Raw genomic sequence first — 26,370 nt, forward strand, 5'->3', positions numbered from 1 at the left:
ACTTCCATATACTAGTTATTTTTTACATTTTTTATAATAAAATAATCCTTTTAACCTATTGCCTCTATTTATATAAATTAGTAATCTCCAAAATATTCATATATTATACATATACCGCCAAATATCTTTGTTATATTTGTCATAATAGAAGACTTATATAATAGCGAATTCCCGAATTTCTACATTAACAGACAAAAAACCGTCATAAAGCATGCTTTATGACGGTTTTTTTGCTTATTATTTCCAAACACTTGTAATGATGTTTGTTTGAGTGCGATCTGGACCTACTGAGAAAATCGAGATTTGCACACCTGTAAGTTGTGAAATTCGTTCCAAGTAATGACGAGCTGTTTCAGGAAGTTCATCAAGTGATTTACACTTAGTAATGTCTTCACTCCAACCTGGCATCTCTTCATAAATTGGTTCACATTCACCTAAAATACGAAGGTTAGCTGGATACTCTGTGATTAATTCATCTTTATATTTATAAGCAGTACATATTTTAACGGTATCTAATCCAGTCAAAACATCAATAGAGTTAACAGTTAAATCAGTTAACCCGCTTACACGACGTGCATGTCTGATAACTACTGTATCAAACCAACCAATTCGACGTGGTCTGCCAGTAGTTGTCCCATACTCTTTACCAACTTCACGGATTTGATTTCCAACTTCATCAAATAGCTCCGTAGGGAAAGGACCATCACCTACACGTGATGTATAAGCTTTACAAACTCCTACTACATGACTGATCTTGGTTGGACCTACTCCTGCACCAATTGTTACTCCGCCAGCTACTGGATTGGAAGAAGTTACAAACGGGTAAGTACCTTGGTCTATATCCAACATAACTCCTTGTGCACCTTCAAATAATACACGACGACCATCATCTAATGCGTCATTTAATACCTTTGAAGTATCTGTAACGTACTTAGCAATCTCTTGTCCATAACCATAAAACTCTTCTAAAATTTCTTCTAATGTAAAGCCGTCTGTTTCATAAAACTTCTCAAACATTCTATTCTTTTCTTGTAAGTTAAGTTCTAACTTTTCTTTAAATACTTCGTAATCCAGTAGATCTGCAATACGGATTCCTACACGAGCAGCTTTGTCCATATAAGCCGGTCCAATACCTTTACCTGTAGTACCGATTTTATTTGCTCCTCTACGAGCTTCTTCAACTTCATCTTGTTTTAAATGATATGGCAGAATAACATGCGCACGATTTGAAATGCGTAAGTTTTCAGTTGTAACACCACGATCATGTAATCCCTTTAGCTCTTTTACAAGCGCTCTCGGATCCACTACCATTCCGTTTCCTATAACAGAAATTTTATCTTTATAGAAAATACCTGAAGGAATTAAGTGAAGCTTGTAAGTTTCTCCTCCAAAAATAATCGTATGACCTGCATTATTACCGCCTTGGTAACGTGCGATTACTTCTGAGTGTTCGGATAGAAAGTCTGTGATTTTCCCTTTACCTTCGTCTCCCCATTGTGTTCCAACTACTACTACTGATGGCATTTGCCAGCACCTCCGTCAGACATTTTGTATGTCCTGATTCAAACATTGTTATTGTACCAATCTAAGTGTCCTTAGTCAACTGATTTAATGCAAAAACACGAACAGAAAATGTGTAAGCGCATTTATCGTTCGTGTTTTAGATATAAAGTTCTATTTTCATTATAAATTATTAATGAAATTTTAAGTTCTTGCTCTTTTCTAATTATGCAGGTGGTGCTTGGTGTTGACTCCAATCAATATTAACGAATTTGTTGAACTCTTTAACGAATGCAAGTGTAACTGTTCCAGTCGGACCATTACGTTGTTTTGCAATAATGATTTCGATCATGTTCTGATTTTCGGTTTCTTTGTCATAATAATCTTCACGGTATAGGAAGGATACAATATCCGCATCCTGCTCAATAGAACCAGATTCACGTAAGTCAGACATCATCGGTCGCTTGTCTTGACGCTGCTCCACTCCACGAGATAGCTGAGACAGTGCAATAACAGGAACCTGCAGTTCACGCGCTAAGCCTTTTAATGATCGAGAAATTTCTGATACTTCTTGTTGACGGTTAGCTTGGCTTCCACCACTACCTTGTATTAACTGTAAATAATCAATTAGAATCATTCCAAGTCCGTGCTCTTGCTTCAAGCGACGACATTTAGCTCGAATTTCATTAACTCGAATACCAGGAGTATCATCAATGAAAATTCCTGCATTTGAAAGACTTCCCATTGCCATTGTTAACTTGCGCCAATCTTCGGTTGTCAATGCCCCGGTACGGAGTACTTGAGCATCTATATTCCCCTCCGCGCAAAGCATACGCATGACTAACTGTTCTGCACCCATCTCTAAACTAAAGATTGCTACATTTTCATCTGTTTTGGTCGCTACATTTTGCGCTACATTTAGTGCAAATGCAGTTTTCCCTACAGATGGACGGGCAGCTACAATGATTAAATCATTTCGTTGGAAACCAGCTGTAATTCGATCCAAATCACGGAACCCTGTAGCTATACCAGTAACATCACCTTTTCTTGTATGAAGTTTTTCTATATTATCGTATGTTTCCACTAAAACGTCTTTAATATGCTCGAAATCACCAGCATTTTTGCGGCTGGCAACTTCCATCATTTTACGTTCTGCTTCTGCTAACAATGCTTCTACTTCGTCTTCCCGAGTAAAACCATCTTCTACTATGGTAGTTGCTACTCGGATTAAACGACGTAAAATAGATTTCTCTTCTACAATCTTGGCGTAATATGCTATATTTGCTGCGGTTGGAACGGCGTTAGCAATCTCACTAATATACGAAATGCCACCTACATCTTCTAATTCCTTCTTAGCAGAAAGTTCTTCCGTCACGGTTACAACATCGATTGCCTTCCCTTTGTCGCTTAAATGAAGCATCGTCTGGAAGATTTTTTGATGTGCTACACGATAAAAATCTTCAGCTAGTAAGATCTCGCCTGCAGTAATTAATGCCTGTGGTTCTAAAAATATTGCTCCTATAACAGATTGTTCGGCTTCTTGGTTATGTGGCGGTACACGGTCCAACATTGGATCGCTCATTTACCTCTCTCCTTACGCTTCTTCTGCAACAAGAACTTTTAATGTTGCTACAACTTCATGATGAAGTTTCACAGGAACATTAGTATATCCTAATGCTCGAATTGCATCATCTAATTCCATTTTGCGTTTGTCTAATTTTATACCATGTGACTTTTCTAATTGAGAAGCAATTTGTTTTGTTGTAATTGAGCCAAATAGTCGACCATCATTTCCAGACTTTGCTTTTAACTCTACTGTTAATTGCTCTATTGTTTCTTTTAATTGTTGTGCATCTGCTAGCTCTTGAGCTGCTTCTTTTTCTGATTTTTTCTTTTGCCCTTCAAGAGCACTTAATGCAGCTGCATTTACTTCTACCGCTAATTTGTTTTTTAGTAAAAAGTTGTGTGCATAACCATCTGCAACATTTTTAACCTCGCCTTTTTTCCCTTTACCTTTTACGTCTTTTAAGAATACTACTTTCATTCTTCATTTCCTCCTTCGATTGTATCTATAATTGCATTTTTTAGAAGTATTATTGCTTCGTCTATCGTGGTATCTTCTAACTGACAGGCGGCATTAGTTAAGTGCCCTCCACCATTTAGCTTTTCCATTATAACTTGAACATTTACATCACCCAATGATCGGGCACTGATTCCTATAGTAGATTCACTTCTCCGGCCTATTACAAAAGAGGCACCAATATTATTCATCGTCAATAAGATATCAGCGGTTTGAGCAAGCAATACTTGACTATAAGAGATGTCTTCCATACCATGTGCAATAGCAATGCCTTCTCTAAAGAATTCTACCGTCTGAACAATTTTAGAGCGTTCAATATAGGTATCAATGTCTTCCTTCAACATACGTTGAACAAGAATTGTATCTGCACCATGTGTACGCAAATAGGATGCTGCTTCAAATGTTCTTGCTCCTGTACGTAGCGTAAAGCTTTTCGTATCAACAATAATACCAGCTAACATGGATGTTGCTTCCAACATAGATAACTTTTCATTTTTCGGTTGATACTCAATTAGTTCAGTTACCAACTCTGAAGTAGAGGATGCATAAGGTTCCATGTAAACAAGCATCGTGTTGGAGATGAATTCTTCTCCACGTCGATGATGATCGATCACAACTACCTTCTCTGCTTTTTGAAGCAGCTTTTCATCAATAACTAGGCTAGGCTTATGTGTATCTACTACTACTAATAATGTTTTGTCTGTAATTTTGCTTATTGCCTCTTCTGGGCTTATAAAACGGTTATATAACTCTGGTTGTTCTTTGATCTCATCCATTAAACGAACAACACTATTATCCAACTCATTAGTATCCAATACAACATAACCTTCTACTTTGTTCATACCAACCATTTTTCTTACTCCAACAGCAGAGCCAATTGCATCCATATCGGGCATTCTATGCCCCATAACAAATACTTGGTCACTATCCTGGATAAGATCACGTAGCGCATGGGAAATAACTCTTGCTCTCACTCGCGTACGTTTTTCTACTGGATTTGTTTTCCCACCATAAAACTTCACTTTTCCACTTGAATGCTTTATCGCTACCTGATCTCCACCACGTCCTAATACTAAATCTAAGCTGGACTGAGCAAGTTCTCCAAGTTCTACTAGGGAAGTGGACCCAGCACCAACACCTACGCTTAAAGTAAGGGAAAATCCGAATTTAGCAGTAGTTTCTCTTATATCATCTAATATGGAGAATTTACTTTTTTCTACTTCTACTAATATGGATTCATTAAAAACGGCTAAAAAACGATCCGAGGAAATTCGTTTTACATAAATTCCGTATTTGGCTCCCCAGTCGTTCACAGAGGAAGTTACCAGACTGTTAAGCCTTCCTCGAGTTTGATCATCTATCCCTTGTGATATTTCATCATAGTTATCTATAAACAGAACACCAATAACTGTTCGATCTCCATAATAGAGCGATTCCATTTCGATCTGTTCGGTTATATCAAAGAAGTATAGAAGCTTTTCTTCCGCTTTATAAAACACTTTATAATTTTTTTCATCTAAGGAAATAACCATTTCTTTAGATTCTTCCTGTTTTTTAAGCTGTTGAAAATCCTTTGATATCGAAAGGAGCTCCTCACCAATAATCGTATCGAATGGAAGTTGTTGGGTCATGTACGGATTGGCCCATTCAATGATGTACTGATCATTTATGAGTAATATTCCAATTGGCATTTCTAATAAGGCTTCTTCTCCTACCTTTTTCATCCGGTAAGAAAGAGTTTCTATATGTTTTTCTGTCTCTTCATACACACGTTGTTCAATCATCCATGCATAGATGAATACACCAATTACCATTAGAGCGAACAATAGTCCAATCAATGTGTTGGTAGACAGTAATAAATAAGTTGCAACCCCACTAAGTAGTAAAAACAATATGAGTGGATATCGAATTGGCCGTTTTCTAAAAAAAGATGCCACTAGATCAGCTCCTTATTTTTTGTATCTGTCTTTTATAAAACCTCTGATATTAAATCCTAAATCTAATACCCCTACTATAATAGTAAATGTATATAGTGGAACTGCAAAGATTGTCGCAAGAATCATTGACCATTTTGGCCATCCCTCTATATAAAAATAGTAGTGTATTAGAGAAACACCTTGTAAAAACAAAAGAGCTCGTAATATTAATGCTGCATTCACCAAAGCTAAATAGCCAAACGTTCCTACGTCAAATGATACAAACAATGAGAAAATCGATACGATTAAATAATACCATAACACTGCTTTAGGTAGTCTAAAATCCATGAATTTAGGGAACTTAGGTACACTTAACTTCAACTTTTTTAATAGCGATAAATTAATGATTAAATATAACCAAGCACTAATAAACACCCCGCCAATAAAATAGCTGGGCATAATTGATTCGATAAGCATTATGCTTTGTTCAACTAACTCGTCATAACCCTCAGGCAATTGACCAAAGGAAGACATAATATTTCCCAGTTGTTCGTAGTATACTTCAATGGTCGTGATTAATTGCTTCAAAACATTCATATTTAAAAACAAAATGGATATTATGTATTGTACAGCAGTCATTAAAAGTAAAAACAGCCCTGTTGACATGAGCATATACAATTTGGACTTTTTAGCCTGGATTGCATATCCAATGAGAAAACCTAACGGACCAACTAGTAATCCAAAGATAAATCCAAAAACTCCGCCAATAACAAAAGAAATAATAATCGCAATCACCGTGACAAATACAGCTTGTTTTCTTTCAAACTTTGCACTGTACCATGCAAGGGGTAACGGTACAATAAATGACGTGAAAAATCCTAGTACTGGAACATAAACTGACATTGCCAACAAAATAGCAAATAGCGCAATCATCATAGATCCATAAGTTAAATAATTTGTTTGATTTCTTTGCATTTAGGAACCTTCCTTTAATGTAATCATCTATTCATTGTAACAGATTGTTTACAACAACTAAAATTCCACATACTGTATAGAAAAGTGCAAACGTCTATGTTTGCCTTGAAATGCGGTGAAGTATGAAGGTACGGCACCCTTTTCCTTTATCTGTCATTAAAAGTGAAGGACTTGAAGTATTTTAAAAGTTCACAAAAAAAAGACCGGTTTCCCGGTCTTTCTAATTTATACTTATCTCTCTTCAGAAGAGAATGGAAGTAAAGCCATGATACGAGATACTTTAATAGCTCGTGTTAATTTACGTTGATACTTCGCACTAGTTCCTGTCACACGACGTGGAAGAATTTTCCCACGTTCTGACACGAATTTTTTCAACAAATCTACATCTTTATAATCAATGTGTACGATATTGTTTGATGTGAAGTAACAAACTTTACGGCGTCTTTTGCCTCCGCGACGAATTGCCATATCGAGTTGCCTCCTTTTCGATTAAAGTAAACATGCTAAGTAATGCTTTTTAGAACGGTAAGTCGTCATCCGATACTTCGATTGGTCCACTACTATTAGAAAAAGGATCCTCATCTACACGTGTATAATTTTGCTGATTCGATGGTTGGTTTTGCTGATATGAAGGTGCTGAATATTGCTGCTGGCCATTCCCCGAAGATGATTGTCCACCTTGGTTGCCTCCAGAGCTATTACGTGGTTCTAAGAACTGAACGCTGTCTGCAACAACGTCTGTAGTATAAACACGTTTTCCATCTTGTCCTTCATAACTACCCGTTTGAATGCGCCCTTCAACACCAGCTAAACTTCCTTTTTTCAAGTAGTTTGCTGTGTTCTCAGCTTGCTTTCTCCAAACGACACAGTTGATAAAATCAGCTTCTCTTTCACCTTGTTGGTTGGAGAATGTACGATTTACAGCTAGTGTAAATCTAGCCATTGCAACACCACTTGGTGTATAGCGAAGTTCCGGATCTTTTGTTAGTCTTCCAACTAATACGACACGGTTAATCATCAGTAAACAACCTCCCTCGATCAGCTTTTTTAGTCAGTTTTATTTTTTTGCTTTAACTTTAATATCATCGATACGAACAGCAATGTGACGGATAATGTCTTCATTGATGTTAGCTAAACGTGTGTATTCATCGATTGCTTTTGAATCAGCAGTTACTTTAAGGATTTGGTAGAATCCTTCACGTAAGTCATTGATTTCGTAAGCTAAACGGCGTTTACCCCACTCTTTTGCTTCGATGATTTCTGCACCATTTGAAGTTAAGATATCTTGGAAACGCTCTACTAAAGCTTTCTTCGCATCTTCTTCGATTGCTGGTTGAATAATGTACATTAATTCGTACTTTCTCATCTATTTACACCTCCCTATGGTCTTTGGCCGACTATTGAAAGCCGACAAGGAGCAAGTAATTCTATTACTCACATCAATGAATTGTAACATAGTTTATCTAACGTATCAAGGATGATTGTCATTATTTTACTCATTGAGTTATATTTATTTTAAATAGGAGGCACGTATATGGAAAACAATGAAGAAACTTTAGCCGTAATTGATATCAATTTAAAAAAGGTCGCATGGGAAAGCATTGGACTAACTGTGGGTTTATCTATAACAGGGCTAATTCTATTTCCTTGGTTAACTAGTATTACCGAAATAACTTTCTCTTTTTGGAACTTCCTCTGGTTCTTTATCGGTTATGTAGTATTAATCATATTGCATGAGTGCCTTCATCTCGTTGGATTCTGGCTTTTTGGGAAAGCACCTTGGAATAGTATGGACTATGGGGTCAATCTTAAAATGGGGGTAGCATATGCTACTACAACTATACCTATCCCAAACAGTGCCATGAAAAAAGCATTGTTACTTCCTTTTTGGGCTACTGGGTTTTTACCAATGATTTTTGGTTTTTGGATTGGTTCTCTTTCACTTGTCCTGTTGGGTGCCTGGTTAATCGCTGGAGCAGCTGGAGACTTTGCCATGTATAAGGAGCTCAGAAAATATCCAAATGATTTATTGATAAAAGATGATCCAGTGAAGCCTAGGTTATATGTATTAAGAAAATGCGCGCAAAATTAAAAGGGTGATATGCGATTGATTTGCGCTCCAATCAATTAGATCTCTACTTTATATAATTGGATATAAAACCAATTTGGCTACTGTTAACATCTAAGCAGAAGCTATGCTCTATCTAATGATGAGAGTACTACTCAATTAATTGATTGTGTACATTTTAGATACGTATTATTCAATAGAAAAAAGGATTAGTGATTTCTCACTAATCCTTTTTCTATTATACGTTGAAGCGGAATAACATTACGTCTCCGTCTTGTACGATATACTCTTTTCCTTCTAAACGAACTTTACCAGCTTCTTTTGCAGCTGCCATAGATCCAGTTTCAACCAAATCATCATAAGCTACTGTTTCTGCACGGATAAAACCTTTTTCAAAGTCAGAGTGAATTACACCTGCACATTGAGGTGCTTTCATACCCTTAAGGTATGTCCAAGCTCGAACTTCTTGTACTCCAGCTGTGAAGTAAGTAGCTAAACCTATTAATGAGTAAGAAGCTTTAATTAACTGATCTAAACCAGATTCTTTAATTCCTAATTCTTCTAGGAACATTGCTTTCTCCTCATCTTCTAGTGCTGCCATTTCTTCTTCAATTTTTGCACATATAAGTATTACCTCTGCGCCTTCTTCTGCTGCAAATGCACGCACTTTTTGTACATATTCATTTTCGCCATCAGCCATAATATCATCTTCTGATACGTTCGCAACATAAAGCATTGGTTTTGTTGTCAGCAAATGAAATCCTTTAACTACGCGTTGTTCTTCTTCCGTAAATTCAACCGAACGACCCGATTTTCCAGCTTCGAAAGCTTCTTTTAAGCGAGTAAGAACTGGTTCTTCTGCTAGTGCTTCTTTATCTCTTTGTTTTACCATTTTAGTTACACGAGCTAGGCGTTTATCTACGCTCTCTAAATCCGCTAATATTAACTCTAGGTTAATCACTTCAATATCTGAGATTGGATCTACTTTTCCAGATACATGTGTAATATTTTCATCTTCGAAGCAACGAACAACCTGACAAATTGCATCTACTTCACGTATATGAGCAAGGAATTTGTTTCCAAGTCCTTCCCCTTTACTAGCGCCTTCTACAATTCCCGCGATGTCCGTAAATTCAAATGCTGTAGGAACTGTTTTCTTTGGTACTACTAGCTCTGTCAATTTATCTAAACGCTTATCAGGTACTTCTACTACCCCTACGTTAGGATCAATCGTTGCAAATGGGTAGTTTGCTGCCAATGCTCCAGCTTTTGTTATTGCATTAAACAATGTAGATTTCCCTACGTTTGGTAGTCCTACGATTCCTGCAGTTAAAGCCATATATGTCACAACCCTTCATTATTTTAAACCATAAACTTTATATACAACTTGTTCATTATATTGATTTTAGTTATAAAAGTCTATCATTACTCAGCATCCGCTTGCACAAGGAGCTTTTTCATCTTCTTTTCAAATTCTTTTCTAGGAATCATTACACTATGTTGGCATCCTTCACACTTTATACGTATATCCGCACCCATTCGAATGATTTTCCAAGCGTTTGTTCCACAAGGGTGTTGTTTTTTCATTTCTACAATATCATTTAGTTGAAATTGCTTCTTTTCCATTTCGTCACCTACTCATTTTAAATAGTTATCGGGTTATGAAATCTTAATGCCTTTCAATTCGAAAAATTCTATTAAATCTCTCCTAATTTTTCTAGCAATACTATTTTGCTTAGTTGGTAAAGTCTCAGCGGTGAAACGCACTACTATTTCAGATGCATCAAAACTTTGTACCCCAAGATAACTAGGTGTTTTCACAAGTTCTTCATACCTGTTTGGCAGCCCTTCAAGAAATTCTTCAATATTCTTTTCCATAGATGGAATATCATTTTCAGGTGCTATACTAATGTCTATTAAAGCTAGTGAGTTATAAATGGAATAGTTTATAACAACTAAAATGCTACCATTAGGAATTATATGAAGTTCTCCGGTATAACTCTTCACTTTTGTCGTTCGTAAACCTATTTCTTGTACAATTCCATTCGCTGTTCCTATTTGTACTTGATCTCCAACTGCAAATTGATCTTCAAACACTATAAAAAAACCAGTAATAACGTCTTTTACTAAGCTTTGGGCACCAAAACCAACTGCTAGACCGACAATTCCCGCCCCAGCCAACAATCCGGCTACTTTTATACCAAATGTAGTTAAAATAGCGATAATAGCACTGAAATATATAACATAAGTTAAAACATTTTGAAGCAGTTTTAGTAATGTATTTTGTCTACGCTCTGAATAGCCTAAAGGGCTTCTTTGTCTGACCGCAAATACCTTTTCGATGATGTGTTTTCCAAACTTCACCGCAATAGCAGTTAATAATAAGATTAGTATTACTTTGAAAAAGGTAAGTCCTAGTTGAATCCAAGTCTCTTCTGTAAATAAATAATCCTTCAAACTTTGTAGCCTTTCTTCCATAAACTTGTTACCACCTCATTTGAATAAATAATTTCCTAGATGCATATACTGACTTAAAAAGAAAGTGAGTAAAATTATATGAACTCTTCTGCTATTAATACTATTTCCGAATCTTCTACAATTTATTATAAAGAAACAGGTGCAGTTTGGCGATTAAGTAACTACTTTATAGAACAAATACCATTTGATCATCCAAATCTAGTGTTTTGTTGTATAGGTACTGATCGCTCAACTGGGGATGCACTTGGACCAATGACTGGCTCTTTTTTATCGCAACTCAAGTCATTCCCTTTTGAAATTGTAGGTACATTGGACAATCCTTTACATGCATTAAATATTGAAGAAATTACAGATACACTCCTTAGCTCTTCCATAGCCCCATACATTATTGCTATAGACGCATGCTTAGGAAATGTGAATAATATTGGACAAATCATTGTTCAACGTGGTCCCTTGTTTCCAGGAAAAGCAGTTAAAAAAGATTTACCACCAATAGGTGATGTATCTATTAAAGCTATTGTTAATATCGGAGGATTTATGGAATATAATGTTTTACAAAGTACCCGTCTCAGCCTTACTTACGATATGGGTAAAATCATATCTCGTTCTCTACTTTTAGCATGGCATCGTTATAATTTAAAAGTTATAAATAATAGTAACAGCAATGCCGACGACAACTAAACTTGGTAATAGATTTGCCACTCTCACTTTCGTTACTCCTAAAAGATTAAGACCAATAGCAATAATCATAATACCACCAGTTGCTGTCATTTCTTGAAGAAATAATTCAAGTGCAGCCTCTGGTATTATTTTTGTTATTTGAGTAGCAAACAAAGCTATTACTCCTTGATAGATGGCTACAGGAATTGCAGAAAAAAGAACACCTATTCCTAAAGTTGCAGCAAGAACAATAGAGGTAAATCCGTCAATTATCCCTTTACTTATTAATAATTCATGGTCGTTTTGTAAACCTCCGTTGAGAGCTCCAAGTACTCCCATTGCTCCTATTACAAATATCAACGTTCCTGCAACAAATCCCTGGGCAATTCCTGCCCCCTGCTTTGGAGATCCCATTTTAGTTTCCAAAAATTGTGCGAATCGGTTTAACCATTTATCCAGATCTATCCATTCCCCGATGACTCCGCCAAAAACAATACATATAATGACTAAAACAAAATTATCACTTTCTAAGCCCATTTGAATACCTAACAAAGCTACCGCTATACCAATTGCATTCATAACAGTTTGTTTCATATTTTCCGGGATTCCTTTTAATAATCTACCTATAATAGCCCCTACTACTATTAATAGAGCATTTATCAATGTTCCAAATAGTGCCATTACCATGCCTCATTCCACCGCTAAAAATATAACCTATTCCTAGGCATTGCCTAAGAATAGGTTTTTAATCTTCTAACAATTGCAATATTCTTTCCAAATCATCATCTGAGTAGAACTCAATTTCAATTTTACCTTTATCTTTGTTTTTCACGATAGAAACAGGAGTTCCAAATAATTCTCTTAACTCAGATTCCTTTTCTTTAGTAAAAATATCCTTCTGAACTTTTTTTGTTTCACGTGGAACATTTTCATTTAGGCGCTGAACTAAAGCCTCTAGCTGTCTAACATTTAAGTTTTCTTTTATGGACTTTTGCATAATTAATGGAATGTTTTTTTTCTTCTTTAATCCAAGAAGTGCTTTACCATGTCCCATTGAAAAAATCCCATCCGAGATAGCATCTCTAACAACCTGAGGTAATGAGAGTAAACGAATATGATTGGCTATATGAGGTCTACTTTTCCCTAATCTAAAAGCAAGTTGTTCTTGAGTCAAGTTTAAATGCTCCAATAGATTTTGATACGCCTCTGCCTCTTCAATCGCAGTTAAATCTTCTCGCTGAAGATTTTCAAGAATTGCAAGTTCCATCATTTGCTGATCATTTAGTTCTCTTATAACTGCAGGAATAGCTTCTAAATTTGCTAACTGAGATGCTCTATATCTTCTTTCCCCTACTACTATTTCAAACTTCGATCCTTTTTTTCTTAATATAATAGGTTGCAGAACACCATGTTCCTTAATAGATTCAGAAAGTTCTTTCAGAGCTTCTTCGTCAAATATTTTACGAGGTTGAAAAGGATTTGGTTTAATATCGATGATTAGAATCTGTTCAACCTGTTCTAATTGATCTAAATCTAAGTCTTCTCCAGGGAATAATGCATTAATACCCTTTCCTAATCCTTTAGCCATTACGAATCACTTCCTTCGCTAATTCTAAATATACCTCTGCCCCTCTAGATTTTGGATCATATATAATGATTGGTTCTCCATGACTTGGTGCTTCACTTAAACGAACATTTCTTGGAATTATTGTTTTGTATACTTTATCTTGGAAGTATTTTTTTACTTCTTCAATTACTTGAATACCAAGGTTTGTACGAGCATCAAACATTGTTAGTAATACACCATCAATAGCGAGATTTTTATTTAAATGCTTTTGAACCAAGCGAATTGTACTTAATAATTGGCTTAAACCTTCCAACGCATAAAATTCACATTGTACCGGAATAATAATTGCATCTGCAGCAGTTAATGAATTAATCGTTAATAATCCCAAAGATGGCGGGCAATCTATAACAATATAATCATATAAACTTTGTACTTCCTGTAAGGCTCTTTTTAAACGAACTTCTCTAGAAATTGTAGAGACTAATTCTATTTCAGCACCGGCCAAAGAAATAGTAGCAGGAACAATATGTAAATTTTCAACTTTTGTTTCTAAGATTGTATCTTTCACACTAACATCATCAATGAGGACATCATAAATACATTGCTGAACCTCACCTTTATTAACCCCTACTCCACTAGAAGCATTCCCCTGTGGATCTATATCAACTAGTAATACTTTTTTCCCCAAGTATGCAAGGCAGGCACTTAAATTCACGGATGTAGTTGTCTTTCCTACCCCACCTTTTTGATTGGCGATTGCTATAATTCTTCCCACACTTGCACCAACTTCCTTACTATATAATAGCCACTTCTTTATTCTATCAAATTTTGAATAGAAATGGATGTTATTCTTGTTACAAAAGAAAAAACTCTCGCAAAATTATGCGAGAGTTAAAGTAAAATAGTATATTATGATTTCTTTTTAGGGATTCTTACGGTAATTTGATAGAATTCTTCTGTATCTTCTTCTTCAGTTTTTATATTAATACCACTTTTAGTGACCATAGATAAAGATTGTTTAATCGTATTTAATGCTATTCGAACATCTTTACTTACTACTTTTCTTCTTGATTTTACTTTCTTATCTTCTTTAACTGGTGGGTTATTAATTTCATTAACCCTTTCTTCTAGTTGTTTCACATTCCAATGTTTCTCAATGGAAGTATTCATCAATTCTAGTTGTACTTCTTTTTCTTTAATAGCCATTAACGCACGAGCATGTCTTTCCGAAAGTTCTTTTTTCATAATAGCTTCTTGAACTTCTTGAGGTAACTTTAGTAATCTCAGTTTGTTTGCAACTGTAGACTGCCCCTTACCTAGACGTTGGGCCAGTGCTTCTTGAGTTAGATCATGAAGTTTTAATAACTTCTGATATGCTACCGCTTCCTCAATTGCCGTTAACTCTTCACGTTGTAAGTTTTCTATTAATGCAATAGAAGCAGTTTCTTTATCACTTAAGTTACGGATTATTGCTGGAACTTCTGCCCACTTAAGCTTTGTCATCGCTCTAAAGCGACGTTCTCCAGCAATAATCTCGTACTTTTCATCTTCCATTTTTCGAATAATGATTGGTTGAATCACACCGTGAGTATGAATAGTTCTAGCTAGTTCTTCAATTTTATCATCATCAAAAACAGTTCTAGGTTGATATCTATTAGGTACTATTTTCTCAATTGCTATATTTAAAACTTCTTCTAAGTGATTTTGCCTTGGCTCAATCAGCTCTTCTTGCCCTTGTTTTTCAGAACTTCCAAAAAAACGTGAAAACGGACTTTTCATCTTACTCGCACCACCTTTTCGAAACTCTATACACAAAATATTCACGATTAAATTTATACCTTAAATGTTTCACGTGGAACGTTCCTCATTAAATAATTGGTGTTTTGTTTGGAATACCTGGTTTTCGAGGGTATCTTTTCGGTGTGCTTTTAGTTTTAGAAAAGACATACAACGTTCTTTCACTATTTTCTAATGGTAATAAAAAAGAATAATCTGCTGTTTTTTCTGCACCTAAAACGGATAATGCTTTAGAAGCATCTTTTAGTTCTTCAGAAGCACTAGCTGCTTTCATCGCTATAAACTTCCCTCCGACTTTAACGAGAGGAAGACAGAGTTCAGATAACACAGAAAGTCTCGCAACGGCTCTAGCAGTTACTATATCAAAATTTTCTCTATATTCCTTATTTTGTCCAAAATCTTCTGCTCGAGAATGAACAAAGTGAACATTTTTTAACCCAAGTTCTTTACTAAGATGAGTTAAGAATTGAATTCGCTTATTTAAAGAGTCTACTATTGTGACACTTAAATTAGGAAAACAAATTTTCAAAGGAATACTAGGAAAACCTGCACCTGCTCCAACGTCACAAATTGAGTATTTCCCTGTGAAATCCTCATAAAAAGAAGCACTAATGGAATCGAAGAAATGCTTTAAATAAACAGAAGGCTCGTCCGTTATGGCAGTTAAGTTCATCTTCTCGTTCCATTCCACTAGTAACTTAAAATAAATTTGGAATTGTTCTACTTGAGTACTACTCAAATCTATTCCTTTTTCTTGAAGGGCTTTTACAAATTGTTCTTCGTTCATGTAGTTCTCCTTATCATTTTAGACTACCCAGAAATTTTCGCTATTTTTCCTTGTTCTATATATATAAGTAAAATAGATATATCTGCTGGATTTACTCCTGAAATTCGAGATGCTTGAGCAATCGACAATGGTCGGACTTGCATCAGTTTCTGTTTTGCCTCTGTAGCAATACCGTTAATAGCATTATAATCGATATTCTCAGGAATTTTTTTGTCTTCCATTTTTTTAAGTTTTTCTACTTGCTGAAGAGATTTATCGATATACCCTTCATACTTAACTTGTATCTCTACTTGTTCTTTTTCTTCTATAGATAATTCTACCTCAGAAGGTGACAATTGAGCTACTAAATCATAGTTCATTTCTGTTCGTTTTAAAAGATCTGCTGCACGAATTCCATCTTTCAATTCGCTACCAGCTACACTTTTTATCAAATCTTGAGTTACTTCATTTGGTTTTATCATTGTTGATCGTAAACGAACTAACTCATCTTCTACTCTTTTCTTTTTCTCTAAGAATTTACTATATCGTGATTCCGGAACTAATCCAATTTCATATCCAATTTCCAACAGTCTTAAATCAGCATTGTCATGACGAAGTAATAAACGATATTCTGCACGGGAAGTAAGTAAACGATATGGTTCATTAGTTCCTTTCGTTACTAAGTCATCAATTAATACACCGATATATGCATCTGATCTACTCAATACTTTTTCTTCTTTTTTAAGTGCACGTAAACCAGCATTTATTCCTGCCATTAAACCTTGACCTGCTGCTTCTTCATAACCAGAAGTACCGTTTATTTGACCCGCTGTATATAGATTTTTTACTTTTTTAGTTTCTAATGTTGGCCATAATTGAGTTGGTACCATTGCATCATACTCAATTGCGTATCCAGCTCGCATCATTTCTGCATTTTCAAGTCCTGGAACAGAGGCTAACAGCTGACGTTGTACATGTTCTGGAAGACTAGTAGATAACCCTTGAACATACACCTCTCGTGTATTTCTACCTTCTGGCTCTAAGAAAATTTGATGACGAGGCTTGTCGTTAAAGCGTACAACCTTATCTTCAATTGAAGGGCAATACCTTGGACCAGTTCCTTTAATCATACCAGAATACATCGGTGATAAATGTAAATTATCATTAATAATTTGATGCGTTACTTCACTTGTATAAGTTAACCAGCAAGGTAATTGATCCATGATAAATTCTGTCGTCTCAAAACTAAAAGCTCTTGGAACATCATCCCCGGGTTGGATTTCTGTTTTACTATAATCTATAGTTTTACTATTTACACGCGGTGGAGTACCTGTTTTGAAACGAACTAGATCAAAACCTAAGTCACGGATACTATCCGCTAATTTTATAGAAGGTTGCTGATTATTAGGTCCACTTGAGTACTTCAAGTCGCCTATAATAATTTCACCACGTAAGAAAGTCCCCGTCGTAATTACGACTGTTTCTGCACGGTAAACTGCTCCTACTTGTGTCACTAGACCAGCAATTTTGTCGTCTTCCACTAGTAATTCCTCTACTACAGCTTGATGAATTGTTAAGTTCTCTTGCTCTTCTAAAAGACGCTTCATCTCATTTTGGTAAAGTACTTTATCAGCTTGTGCACGTAATGCTCGAACAGCAGGTCCTTTCCCTGTATTAAGCATTCTCATTTGAATATGTGTTTTGTCTATAACTTTTCCCATGGCCCCGCCAAGTGCATCTATTTCACGCACAACAATTCCTTTTGCAGGTCCTCCGATCGATGGATTACAAGGCATAAATGCAATCATATCAAGATTTATTGTTAGAACTAAGGTTTTTGCACCCATTTTAGCAGCTGCTAAAGCCGCTTCCACACCTGCATGTCCTGCTCCAACAACAATCACATCGAACTTGCCCGCTTCAAACTTCGGCATGTTCGTAACTTCCTCTCGTCTCTTATTTTCCTAAACAGAATTGTGCAAACAGTTGATCAATCAAACTTTCTTCGACTGTATCCCCTGTTATTTCACCTAGTATTTCCCATGTTCTAGTAACATCTATTTGAATCATATCTACAGGCACATCATTCTGTGCCGCTTCTAACGCATCTGTAATAGTTGATTTTGCCAAAGTCAATAATGATATATGTCGAGCATTCGATACATATGTCAGATCAGTGGCTTCAATTGCACCCTCAAAGAACAAAGAGGCAATCGCTTCTTCTAATTCATTTACCCCTTGTTCCTCTAGTAAAGAAGTAGTAACAATACGTTTATGACCTGATAATTTTCTTACTTCATCTATCTCTATTTCGGTTGGTAAATCAGTTTTGTTGATAATAACGATATAGTCCATTCCTTCAATTGCTTCAAACAATCTTCTGTCTTCTATCGTTAACTTCTCAGCACTATTTAAAACAAGTAATATAAGATCTGCTTCTTTTAGTACCTGTCTAGACTTTTCTACGCCGATTCTTTCTACAATATCTTCTGTTTCTCGAATACCTGCAGTATCGACCAGTTTTAATGGGACTCCTCGTACATTAACGTACTCTTCTATAATATCCCTAGTTGTTCCTGCTATATCCGTCACAATTGCTTTATTTTCTTGTATTAAACTATTTAAAAGAGAAGACTTCCCTACATTCGGTCTACCTATAATCGCAGTAGATAATCCTTCTCGTAGTATTTTCCCCTGAGATGATGTCAAAAGTAGTTTGTCGATTTCTTCACTAACCCACGTACATTTATCTATCATTAATGGAAGTGTCATTTCCTCTACATCATCGTATTCTGGATAGTCGATATTTACTTCTACTTGCGCCAATGTTTCTAAGAGTGCTTGCCTCAATGTAGCAATAAGTCTAGATAATCGACCTTCCATTTGCCCTAATGCAACATTCATCGCTTTGTCTGTTTTTGCTCTTATTAAGTCCATTACAGCTTCAGCTTGTGAAAGATCAATTCTCCCATTTAAAAAAGCACGTTTGGTAAACTCACCCGGTTCTGCTAGTCGGGCACCATTTATTAAGGCTAGCTGAAGTACTCGATTAACAGAAACTAGTCCTCCATGGCAGTTTATCTCAATGACATCTTCTCTTGTAAATGTTTTGGGCCCTTTCATAAGGGACAGCATAACTTCCTCTACAACCTCACCATTTTTAGGATCAATTAGATGACCATAATGAATGGTATGAGAATTTTGTTCAAATAAACTTTTTTCGCTTGGTGAACGAAATATTTTATCTGCTATAGCTATTGCACTAGATCCGCTTAATCTCACTATAGCAATGGCACCTTCTCCCATTGGAGTTGAGATAGCAGTTATTGTATCAAATTCCACAAGTGTCCACCTCCTTACAAATCCTTACTTATCCACATGTGTATAAGTAAACCGAACAAGACTATCTAACATATAACAATACCATAAAACGACTAAAATCAGAAGTATAGATACTTTTTCATATGTGAACAAAAATACCTAAAGTTCGCTAATAGATAGCAAGACTCGAGATAAAATTATTTAATGCAATAAAAACGGATTTCAGTGTTTAACATAGCTGAAATCCGTTGGAATATTATTTAATTGGTTCGATAACTAAATAACGATTTGGATCCGTTCCCACTGAATAGGTTTCAATATCCACTCGTACAGACAATGCATTATGAATTATTTTCCGTTCAAATGAGGACATCGGTTCAAATTCTACCTTACTACCAGTTCGAATAGCTTTGTCTGCCATTCTTTCTGCCAGTTGCTCCAATGATTCTTGTCTTCGTTCTCTGTAATCACCAACGTCTAACTTTATAATGATAAAAGAATTAGAAAATTTATTTGCAACTAATTGTGATAAGTTTTCTAATGCATTTAACGTTTGTCCACGCTTTCCAATTAATATAGCAGCTTTCTCACTATTTAAATGAAGATAGATAAACTTCCCGTCTCTTTTCTCATTAATAACTAGATCATTTATATTCATTTCTTTTGCAATCTCTTTTATATAACTTTTTGTTTCTTCCACTGCTTGTTCATTTGTAATTGTTGGTACATCTTCCATAACCGATTCTTTTTTGACTGTCTCTTCTAATTCGGTTACTTCTTCAACCTTTTCTACTTCTTGTACTTTTACTTCTTTTATTTCTTGTTCTTTTTTCAAAACAGTTACTTCAACAACTGCAGGCTTTTTTCCAAATCCAAGAAAACCTTTTTTACCTGCTTCCACTAATATAATTGACACGTCATCTCTGGAAACGCCAAGCTTTTCCAGTGCAACCGTTATAGCTTCTTCTTTTGTAGGTGCAGTTTGTGTAATCTGATTCATTTTTTTGGTCCTCCCGTTTTAACAGGTTCTGTTTTTGGTCTGTTCCAAGGTTTGTAAATGAATAAATTTTGAATGATGGAAATAATATTTCCGATAACCCAATACAACGTCAAGGCAGCTGGTAAAACGACACCAAATCCCATAATCATAAATGGCATAATGTACATCATTAACTTCATTTGAGGATTATCCATTGCTGGACCTGTGCGTAAAACAATTAATTGCATAAGACCTGCCAAGATAGCTAGGAAAATACTTGGTTCCGCTAAAGCAAAGCCAATAAAATCTCCAAGATTAATTTCTGGTGTATTATTCATACGGCTAATGGCATGATAGAAACCGATCAATATCGGCATTTGAATGAATACCGGTAAACATCCAGCAGCAGGATTAACTCCTCTTTCTTTAAAGAGGGCCATCATCTCTTGCTGATACTTTTGCTGCGTTACAGCATCTTTCGAGCTATATTTTTCTTTTAGCTTTGTTAACTCGGGTTGGACTTCTTGCATATTTTTAGAGCTTTTCGTTTGTTTTATCATTAATGGTAGTAATACTAAACGAATAATTATTGTTACGGCAATAATACCCAAACCATATGTCCCTAATAATTCTTTAAAAAACGTTATAGATGATACTAATGGCCATACGATGTATTCATTCCAAAACCCTTCTGATTTATCATAGATTGGCTCATTGAACTCTGTACATCCTGCAAGCAAAGCAGTAGTTACTACTAATAATAGTATAAGTGATAAACGTTTATTCAACCTTCTTCCCCCTAATAAGTCTTATATATCTCTTCATTGTATTTTAACATTTCCTTGGAAAGTTACTACTTACTTTTCTTATTTAAAGCTTTAGCAACTTTTAAAACATGCTCTATACTTTTTTTAGTTTCATGAAAGTCTAATTTGGCCGCCGGATTTCTGGCGATAATAATATAGTCCATGTTTGGAAATACTTGATCATGTATTTCTAGGAAGGTTTGTCTAATATATCGTTTAATGCGGTTACGAACTACTGCATTCCCAACCTTTTTGCTGACTGATAATCCAACTCGGTAGTAGTCTTCTTCTTTATTTAAACAGTAAACAACAAATTGTCTATTCGCAAAAGACTTCCCCTTTTTAAAAATGGTTTGGAATTCTGCATTCTTTTTAATACGTTGTTTCTTATTCATGTTCTCACCAGCTCCAACTAATTCGTTTTAAAAGAAAAAAAAGACCACTGAAATGGTCAGTGGACTTATGCTGATAATACTTTTCTTCCTTTAGCACGACGGGCTGCAATAACGCGTCGACCGTTTTTAGTACTCATACGTGCGCGGAAACCGTGATTTTTGGCACGTTTACGTGTATTTGGTTGGAATGTACGTTTCATCTTATATGACACCTCCTGAGTGATCATCTTCAATCTTCGTAAGACAGTCTCCGATATTATATATAACTTCTAGTGGTTTTGTCAATGGCTTTCAATAATTAGCTAATGAACAAACTACAATTAGTTATCCACAATTCGCAAGGTATTAAATTATAGCACTGTGTGTAACAAATTTCCCTAAAAAATTATCCACAGCACTTATGAACATATTCTGCACATATCATTGTGTTGTGGACAACTTATATTGTTAATAATTAAATAATTGTGGATAACCCTTAAATTTCTTGTAATCTCAATGATTTTTTGTTACGATATTTGTGTTTTACTTTTTCAAAAATTTTTCGTTCCTTTTTCTTATCCACAGTTGTTAGTAATCTGTGGATAAGTTTATTCCCATAACTTTATAACGTTTATCCACAGGCAGTGGATTTGTGTATATGTCGAATTTTGTAATACATATATTATTTTTTGAAAAAAAGTTTAACTAACAAATCCGCAGTAAAGGAGACTAGATAATTGGAACACTTAGAAGAACTTTGGGCTAAAGTTCTCTCTGAAGTAGAAAAGAAAACATCTAAACCAAGTTTTGAAACTTGGCTGAAGTCGACCAAACTACTTTCATATAAAGGAGAAACTGTTACGATAGCTGCACCTAACTCATTTGCTAGAGATTGGTTAGAAAATCATTATGTTCACCTAATAGCTGGCATATTAACCGAGTTAACTGGAAACGAACTATTAATATCTTTCGTTGTGCCGAAAAATCTAGACATGGATGATTTCGACATGCCGAAACCAAAAATCTCTGCAAATAATGGAGATCAACCAGATTTTTCACCAGGAATGTTAAATTCCAAGAATACATTTGACACGTTTGTCATTGGATCTGGGAATCGCTTCGCCCATGCAGCCTCTTTAGCTGTTGCCGAGGCCCCTGCTAAAGCTTACAATCCACTTTTCATATATGGAGGAGTTGGACTAGGAAAAACCCACTTAATGCATGCGATTGGTCATTATGTACAAGAACACAATCCAAATGCTAAAGTGGTTTATTTATCTTCTGAAAAGTTTACAAATGAGTTTATAAACTCTATAAGAGATAATAAAGCAGTCAATTTCCGCAATAAGTATAGAAATGTAGATGTGTTATTAATAGATGATATTCAGTTCCTTGCAGGAAAAGAATCAACTCAAGAAGAATTTTTTCATACATTTAATGCTCTGCATGAAGAATCTAAGCAAATTGTCATTTCAAGTGACCGTCCGCCAAAAGAAATTCCTACTTTAGAGGATCGTTTGCGTTCTCGCTTTGAATGGGGATTAATCACGGATATTGCACCACCAGATTTAGAAACTCGTATTGCTATTTTACGCAAAAAAGCTCGTGCTGATGGATTAGATATCTCAGATGACGTGATGGCATATATAGCAAACCAAATAGACTCTAATATTCGTGAGTTAGAAGGTGCTCTCATCCGAGTAGTAGCCTATTCTTCTCTTATAAATAAGGATATTAATATCGACTTGGCAGCAGAAGCTCTTAAAGATATCTTGCCCAATGCTCGTCCAAGAATTATCACGATTTTAGATATTCAAAAGGTTGTTGGGGAGCATTTTCATATTAGATTAGAAGATTTTGTTGCAAAAAAACGTACAAAGTCCATAGCATTCCCACGCCAAGTAGCTATGTATCTTTCACGAGAGCTGACTGATTTTTCGTTGCCTAAAATTGGAGAAGAATTTGGTGGACGTGATCATACTACCGTTATTCATGCACACGAAAAAATATCTAGAATGCTAAAAGATGATGCAAATCTTCAAGACGATGTAAAACAAATCAAATCTATTTTAGGTAGGTAAAAAAGATTTTGTGGATAAATGCATAGTTTACTAGATTACTTAGACACAACTTATGCACATGTGGACAAGTAGGTATACGTTGAGAAAAAGATACTTATCAACATATCCACAAGCCCTAGTACTATATCTATTATTCTTTTAAATAAATATAATTATATAAGTGAGGTATAAAAATGAAATTCGAAGTAATGAGAGATAGTTTATTAGAGGGATTAAGCGATGTTATAAAAGCAGTAAGTTCCAAAACAACAATTCCAATTCTGACTGGATTGAAATTAGAAATTACTAATAAAGGACTTTATATTACTGGTAGTGATTCAGATATTACTATTCAAACTTTTATACCTGTTGAAAAAAATGGTGAACAAGTTATTAGTATTACAGAACCTGGATCTATCGTCCTACAAGCAAGAGTATTCAATGAAATTGTACGGAAGTTGCCTACCAATAATGTAGAAATTGAAGTTACCAATCAATTTCAAACACATATTAGATCAGGAAAATCAGAATTTAATCTTATTGGATTAGATGCATCGGAATATCCAATGCTTCCTGAAATAGAAGAAGAAAGACAATTCTTCATTCCATCTGATTTACTTAAGTCAATTATTAAAGAAACAGTATTTGCAGTATCGACTTCAGAAAGTCGTCCAGTCCTTACTGGTGTCAATTGGCAAGTTAAGGATGGGGAACTTCACTGTATAGCTACTGATAGTCATAGATTAGCTAAGAGAAAAACAGCTATTAAAGATTTACCAGAGGAAGAATATAGTATCGTTATTCCTGGGAAAAGCTTAAATGAATTAAATAAAATTTTAGAGGAAACATCATCAGAAGTTGCGATTGTGATGACTCAACAACAAGTTTTATTTAAAACAGGAAACGTGCTATTTTACTCTCGATTATTAGAAGGTAATTATCCGGATACTTCAAGATTAATCCCAAATGAAAGTAAAACAACTATCTTGGTTAACAGTAAATCTTTACTGCAAGCAATTGATAGAGCTTCTTTACTTGCACGTGAAGAAAGAAACAATGTTGTTCGTTTTTCCACTTTAGGAAATGGATTTATAGAAGTTTCTTCTAACTCACCAGAAATAGGTAATGTCGAAGAACAAATTCAAGCTGAAGAAATAGATGGCGAAGAATTGAAGATTTCATTTAGCGCCAAATATATGATGGATGCTTTAAAAGCTATTGATGGTCAAGATGTTAAGATCTTATTCACAGGGGCTATGAGACCATTTATATTGAAATCTGTGCATGATGATTCCATACTACAACTAATTTTGCCAGTTAGAACTTACTAATATTCATGAGGTAGTCACATTTGTGGCTACCTTTTTTTTTAGGGATTTTTTCCTTACATATTGTCCGCGTTGGTTGCGTAGATGCTTGAGTTACTTCAAGATATCGATAAAAGCTAAGGCGGCCTTTTCCTAGAATTCTTCCAGCAATTGATACTCTGATAAGCTCAACGAGGAAGACCATTGTCGGAGCATATATAGGGGCTCACGCTTTTCTTTGCTTATTTCGGTATTTGAGGTAAAATGAAGGGATAATGAAAATGAGAAGAGGTTGAGTTATTGATGGAAGAAATTCGATTTGACTCAGAATATATAACACTTGGGCAATTATTAAAAATGACAGATACAATTAGCTCTGGCGGAATGGCCAAATGGTTTTTAAGTGAGCATGAAGTATTTGTTAACGGAGAAGTAGATCAACGAAGAGGTCGTAAATTACGTCATAATGACGTCGTAAATATTCCGGAAGTAGGAAGATATAAATTGGTTGGACCTGAGAACGGGGCTTGACATGTATATTGAACGTTTAGAGTTAAAAGATTTCCGTAATTATGATTCAATTGAAATGAATTTTTCCTCTAAGATCAATGTATTAATAGGTGAAAATGCGCAAGGTAAAACAAATTTGATGGAGTCTCTCTATGTATTATCCATGGCCAAGTCTCATAGGACCTCAAACGATAAAGAATTGATACGTTGGGACGCAGACTATGGTAAAATAAAAGGGGATATTCAAAAAAAATATGGACACTTACCTTTGGAATTAATTCTTTCCAAAAAAGGGAAAAAGGCCAAGGTAAACCATTTAGAACAAACACGGTTAAGCGATTATATAGGTCAGCTTAATGTCGTAATGTTTGCTCCAGAAGATTTATATTTAGTAAAAGGTAGTCCACAAGTGAGAAGACGATTTCTTGATATGGAAATCGGTCAAATTTCCCCTATTTATTTACATGATTTACTTCAATTCCAAAAAATAATGAAACAGCGAAATCATATTTTAAAACAACATCAAGGGAAGTCGATGTTAAATGATGTGATGTTCGATGTTTATACAGAACAATATATAGAATCCGCTGTAAAAGTGATTCAAAAGAGATTTCACTTTATGCAATTGCTACAACAATGGGCAGAACCCATTCACTTTGGGATTTCTAGAGGTTTAGAAAAATTGCGAATTACCTATAACTCTTCAACTGGGATTCAACCAGAATGGTCAACAAATGAAATGAAAAATCATCTCGAAAAAAAAATAGCAGAAAGTCAGAGTAGAGAACTCTACCGTGGTGTATCCTTAATCGGACCACATCGTGATGATTTACAATTCTTTGTAAATGAGTATGACGTTCAAACTTATGGATCCCAAGGACAGCAGCGAACAACGGCATTATCTTTAAAACTTGCTGAAATTGAATTAATAAAACAGGAGGTTGGTGAATCTCCTGTTTTATTACTGGATGATGTTCTATCTGAACTAGATGATTACCGACAATCTCACTTGTTGAATACAATTCAAGGAGATGTACAAACATTTGTAACGACTACAAGTGTAGAAGGAATTGCACATGAAACGATTCAGCAGGCCGAGTTGTTTCATGTGGAACAAGGGACAATAGTAGACCCGTAAAAATTAGTGACGAATATAAATGGTAAACAAAATAATTATTAAATGATTCACCATTATTGAAGGAATGA

At 35.3% G+C, this 26,370-nt stretch carries 28 protein-coding genes; 6 read left to right on the forward strand and 22 right to left on the reverse strand.

From position 1 onward, the window contains the following. Positions 1 to 237: 237 nt before the first annotated feature. The 8 genes from BM260_RS14125 to rpsF all read right to left on the reverse strand — a co-directional run bounded on the left by BM260_RS14125 (position 238) and on the right by rpsF (position 7,837). A complete protein-coding gene (locus BM260_RS14125) occupies positions 238 to 1,524 on the reverse strand; it encodes an adenylosuccinate synthase (RefSeq protein WP_093537995.1) in 1,287 nt (428 codons plus the stop codon). 202 nt (positions 1,525 to 1,726) lie between these two features. Beyond that, positions 1,727 to 3,082 carry a replicative DNA helicase gene (gene dnaB / locus BM260_RS14130; protein ID WP_093537996.1) on the reverse strand — a complete coding sequence of 452 codons (1,356 nt, stop codon included), beginning with the start codon at positions 3,080 to 3,082 and terminating at the stop codon, positions 1,727 to 1,729. Positions 3,083 to 3,094: 12 nt separating this feature from the next. Further along, positions 3,095 to 3,544, reverse strand: a complete 450-nt coding sequence (gene rplI, locus BM260_RS14135; RefSeq protein ID WP_093537997.1) for a 50S ribosomal protein L9 — start codon at positions 3,542 to 3,544, stop codon at positions 3,095 to 3,097. Next, entirely contained in the window at positions 3,541 to 5,517 is a 1,977-nt protein-coding gene (locus tag BM260_RS14140; RefSeq protein WP_093537998.1) for a DHH family phosphoesterase, read from the reverse strand. The genes rplI and BM260_RS14140 overlap by 4 nt, the downstream gene beginning before the upstream one ends. Positions 5,518 to 5,529: 12 nt before the next feature. Next, positions 5,530 to 6,471, reverse strand: coding sequence for a YybS family protein (locus tag BM260_RS14145; protein WP_093537999.1), 942 nt, complete (start codon positions 6,469 to 6,471; stop codon positions 5,530 to 5,532). A 231-nt stretch (positions 6,472 to 6,702) separates the two neighbouring features. Further along, the gene (gene rpsR, locus BM260_RS14150; protein WP_093538000.1) at positions 6,703 to 6,939 is read right to left on the reverse strand and encodes a 30S ribosomal protein S18; all 237 of its coding nucleotides are present in this window, start codon (positions 6,937 to 6,939) and stop codon (positions 6,703 to 6,705) included. Between the two features lie 49 nt (positions 6,940 to 6,988). Then, positions 6,989 to 7,489, reverse strand: coding sequence for a single-stranded DNA-binding protein (gene ssb, locus BM260_RS14155; protein ID WP_093538001.1), 501 nt, complete (start codon positions 7,487 to 7,489; stop codon positions 6,989 to 6,991). Positions 7,490 to 7,528: 39 nt separating this feature from the next. Beyond that, positions 7,529 to 7,837, reverse strand: coding sequence for a 30S ribosomal protein S6 (rpsF, locus tag BM260_RS14160; RefSeq protein ID WP_093538002.1), 309 nt, complete (start codon positions 7,835 to 7,837; stop codon positions 7,529 to 7,531). A gap of 168 nt (positions 7,838 to 8,005) precedes the next feature. Here rpsF and BM260_RS14165 point away from each other — a divergent pair, with 168 nt between their 5' ends. Further along, positions 8,006 to 8,563: a DUF3267 domain-containing protein gene (locus BM260_RS14165; protein ID WP_093538003.1), complete on the forward strand. Its 558-nt coding sequence runs from the start codon at positions 8,006 to 8,008 to the stop codon at positions 8,561 to 8,563. Positions 8,564 to 8,777: 214 nt separating this feature from the next. Here the strand turns inward: BM260_RS14165 and ychF are convergent, their stop codons facing one another. The 3 genes from ychF to BM260_RS14180 form a co-directional block, all read right to left on the reverse strand. Beyond that, on the reverse strand, positions 8,778 to 9,878 hold the full coding sequence (gene ychF, locus BM260_RS14170) for a redox-regulated ATPase YchF (protein WP_093538004.1): 1,101 nt from the start codon (positions 9,876 to 9,878) through the stop codon (positions 8,778 to 8,780). Positions 9,879 to 9,964: 86 nt separating this feature from the next. Continuing rightward, positions 9,965 to 10,165 (reverse strand): DUF951 domain-containing protein, encoded by a 201-nt coding sequence (locus tag BM260_RS14175; protein ID WP_093538005.1) that lies wholly within the window; start codon positions 10,163 to 10,165, stop codon positions 9,965 to 9,967. Between the two features lie 33 nt (positions 10,166 to 10,198). Beyond that, a complete protein-coding gene (locus tag BM260_RS14180; RefSeq protein WP_093538006.1) occupies positions 10,199 to 11,017 on the reverse strand; it encodes a mechanosensitive ion channel family protein in 819 nt (272 codons plus the stop codon). A gap of 78 nt (positions 11,018 to 11,095) precedes the next feature. Between BM260_RS14180 and yyaC the strand changes: the two genes are divergently transcribed. Next, entirely contained in the window at positions 11,096 to 11,698 is a 603-nt protein-coding gene (yyaC, locus tag BM260_RS14185) for a spore protease YyaC (protein WP_093538007.1), read from the forward strand. Here the strand turns inward: yyaC and BM260_RS14190 are convergent. The 11 genes from BM260_RS14190 to rpmH form a co-directional block, all read right to left on the reverse strand. Next, positions 11,654 to 12,358: a DUF554 domain-containing protein gene (locus BM260_RS14190; protein WP_093538029.1), complete on the reverse strand. Its 705-nt coding sequence runs from the start codon at positions 12,356 to 12,358 to the stop codon at positions 11,654 to 11,656. The two genes, yyaC and BM260_RS14190, sit on opposite strands and share 45 nt — an antisense overlap. A 64-nt stretch (positions 12,359 to 12,422) precedes the next feature. Then, positions 12,423 to 13,265 carry a ParB/RepB/Spo0J family partition protein gene (locus BM260_RS14195; RefSeq protein WP_093538008.1) on the reverse strand — a complete coding sequence of 281 codons (843 nt, stop codon included), beginning with the start codon at positions 13,263 to 13,265 and terminating at the stop codon, positions 12,423 to 12,425. After that, positions 13,258 to 14,019: a ParA family protein gene (locus tag BM260_RS14200; RefSeq protein WP_093538009.1), complete on the reverse strand. Its 762-nt coding sequence runs from the start codon at positions 14,017 to 14,019 to the stop codon at positions 13,258 to 13,260. Before BM260_RS14200 ends, BM260_RS14195 begins: the two co-directional genes overlap by 8 nt. A gap of 134 nt (positions 14,020 to 14,153) precedes the next feature. Further along, positions 14,154 to 15,023 (reverse strand): nucleoid occlusion protein, encoded by an 870-nt coding sequence (gene noc / locus BM260_RS14205; protein WP_093538010.1) that lies wholly within the window; start codon positions 15,021 to 15,023, stop codon positions 14,154 to 14,156. A gap of 88 nt (positions 15,024 to 15,111) precedes the next feature. Next, a complete protein-coding gene (gene rsmG, locus BM260_RS14210; protein ID WP_093538011.1) occupies positions 15,112 to 15,828 on the reverse strand; it encodes a 16S rRNA (guanine(527)-N(7))-methyltransferase RsmG in 717 nt (238 codons plus the stop codon). A gap of 23 nt (positions 15,829 to 15,851) precedes the next feature. After that, complete coding sequence (gene mnmG, locus BM260_RS14215; protein ID WP_093538012.1) at positions 15,852 to 17,741, reverse strand: tRNA uridine-5-carboxymethylaminomethyl(34) synthesis enzyme MnmG; 1,890 nt, start codon at positions 17,739 to 17,741, stop codon at positions 15,852 to 15,854. Between the two features lie 22 nt (positions 17,742 to 17,763). Next, the gene (gene mnmE / locus BM260_RS14220; protein WP_093538013.1) at positions 17,764 to 19,149 is read right to left on the reverse strand and encodes a tRNA uridine-5-carboxymethylaminomethyl(34) synthesis GTPase MnmE; all 1,386 of its coding nucleotides are present in this window, start codon (positions 19,147 to 19,149) and stop codon (positions 17,764 to 17,766) included. 235 nt (positions 19,150 to 19,384) lie between these two features. Then, a complete protein-coding gene (gene jag, locus BM260_RS14225; protein WP_093538014.1) occupies positions 19,385 to 20,128 on the reverse strand; it encodes an RNA-binding cell elongation regulator Jag/EloR in 744 nt (247 codons plus the stop codon). Continuing rightward, positions 20,125 to 20,895: a membrane protein insertase YidC gene (gene yidC / locus BM260_RS14230; protein ID WP_093538015.1), complete on the reverse strand. Its 771-nt coding sequence runs from the start codon at positions 20,893 to 20,895 to the stop codon at positions 20,125 to 20,127. The genes jag and yidC overlap by 4 nt, the downstream gene beginning before the upstream one ends. A gap of 65 nt (positions 20,896 to 20,960) precedes the next feature. Beyond that, positions 20,961 to 21,308 carry a ribonuclease P protein component gene (gene rnpA / locus BM260_RS14235; RefSeq protein WP_093538016.1) on the reverse strand — a complete coding sequence of 116 codons (348 nt, stop codon included), beginning with the start codon at positions 21,306 to 21,308 and terminating at the stop codon, positions 20,961 to 20,963. Positions 21,309 to 21,373: 65 nt separating this feature from the next. Then, positions 21,374 to 21,508, reverse strand: coding sequence for a 50S ribosomal protein L34 (rpmH, locus tag BM260_RS14240; RefSeq protein WP_090567297.1), 135 nt, complete (start codon positions 21,506 to 21,508; stop codon positions 21,374 to 21,376). Positions 21,509 to 22,024: 516 nt separating this feature from the next. On the opposite strand from rpmH, the gene dnaA reads away from it, so the two are divergent. The 4 genes from dnaA to recF all read left to right on the forward strand — a co-directional run bounded on the left by dnaA (position 22,025) and on the right by recF (position 26,302). Continuing rightward, positions 22,025 to 23,368, forward strand: a complete 1,344-nt coding sequence (gene dnaA / locus BM260_RS14245) for a chromosomal replication initiator protein DnaA (RefSeq protein WP_093538017.1) — start codon at positions 22,025 to 22,027, stop codon at positions 23,366 to 23,368. A 173-nt stretch (positions 23,369 to 23,541) separates the two neighbouring features. Continuing rightward, positions 23,542 to 24,678, forward strand: coding sequence for a DNA polymerase III subunit beta (gene dnaN / locus BM260_RS14250; protein WP_093538018.1), 1,137 nt, complete (start codon positions 23,542 to 23,544; stop codon positions 24,676 to 24,678). A 279-nt stretch (positions 24,679 to 24,957) separates the two neighbouring features. Then, positions 24,958 to 25,185, forward strand: coding sequence for a S4 domain-containing protein YaaA (gene yaaA / locus BM260_RS14255; RefSeq protein WP_093538030.1), 228 nt, complete (start codon positions 24,958 to 24,960; stop codon positions 25,183 to 25,185). Between the two features lies 1 nt (position 25,186). Next, the gene (recF, locus tag BM260_RS14260) at positions 25,187 to 26,302 is read left to right on the forward strand and encodes a DNA replication/repair protein RecF (RefSeq protein WP_093538019.1); all 1,116 of its coding nucleotides are present in this window, start codon (positions 25,187 to 25,189) and stop codon (positions 26,300 to 26,302) included. The last annotated feature ends 68 nt before the right edge of the window (positions 26,303 to 26,370 follow it).

The organism is Psychrobacillus psychrotolerans (genome assembly GCF_900115805.1).
GTDB classification, from domain to species: domain Bacteria; phylum Bacillota; class Bacilli; order Bacillales_A; family Planococcaceae; genus Psychrobacillus; species Psychrobacillus psychrotolerans.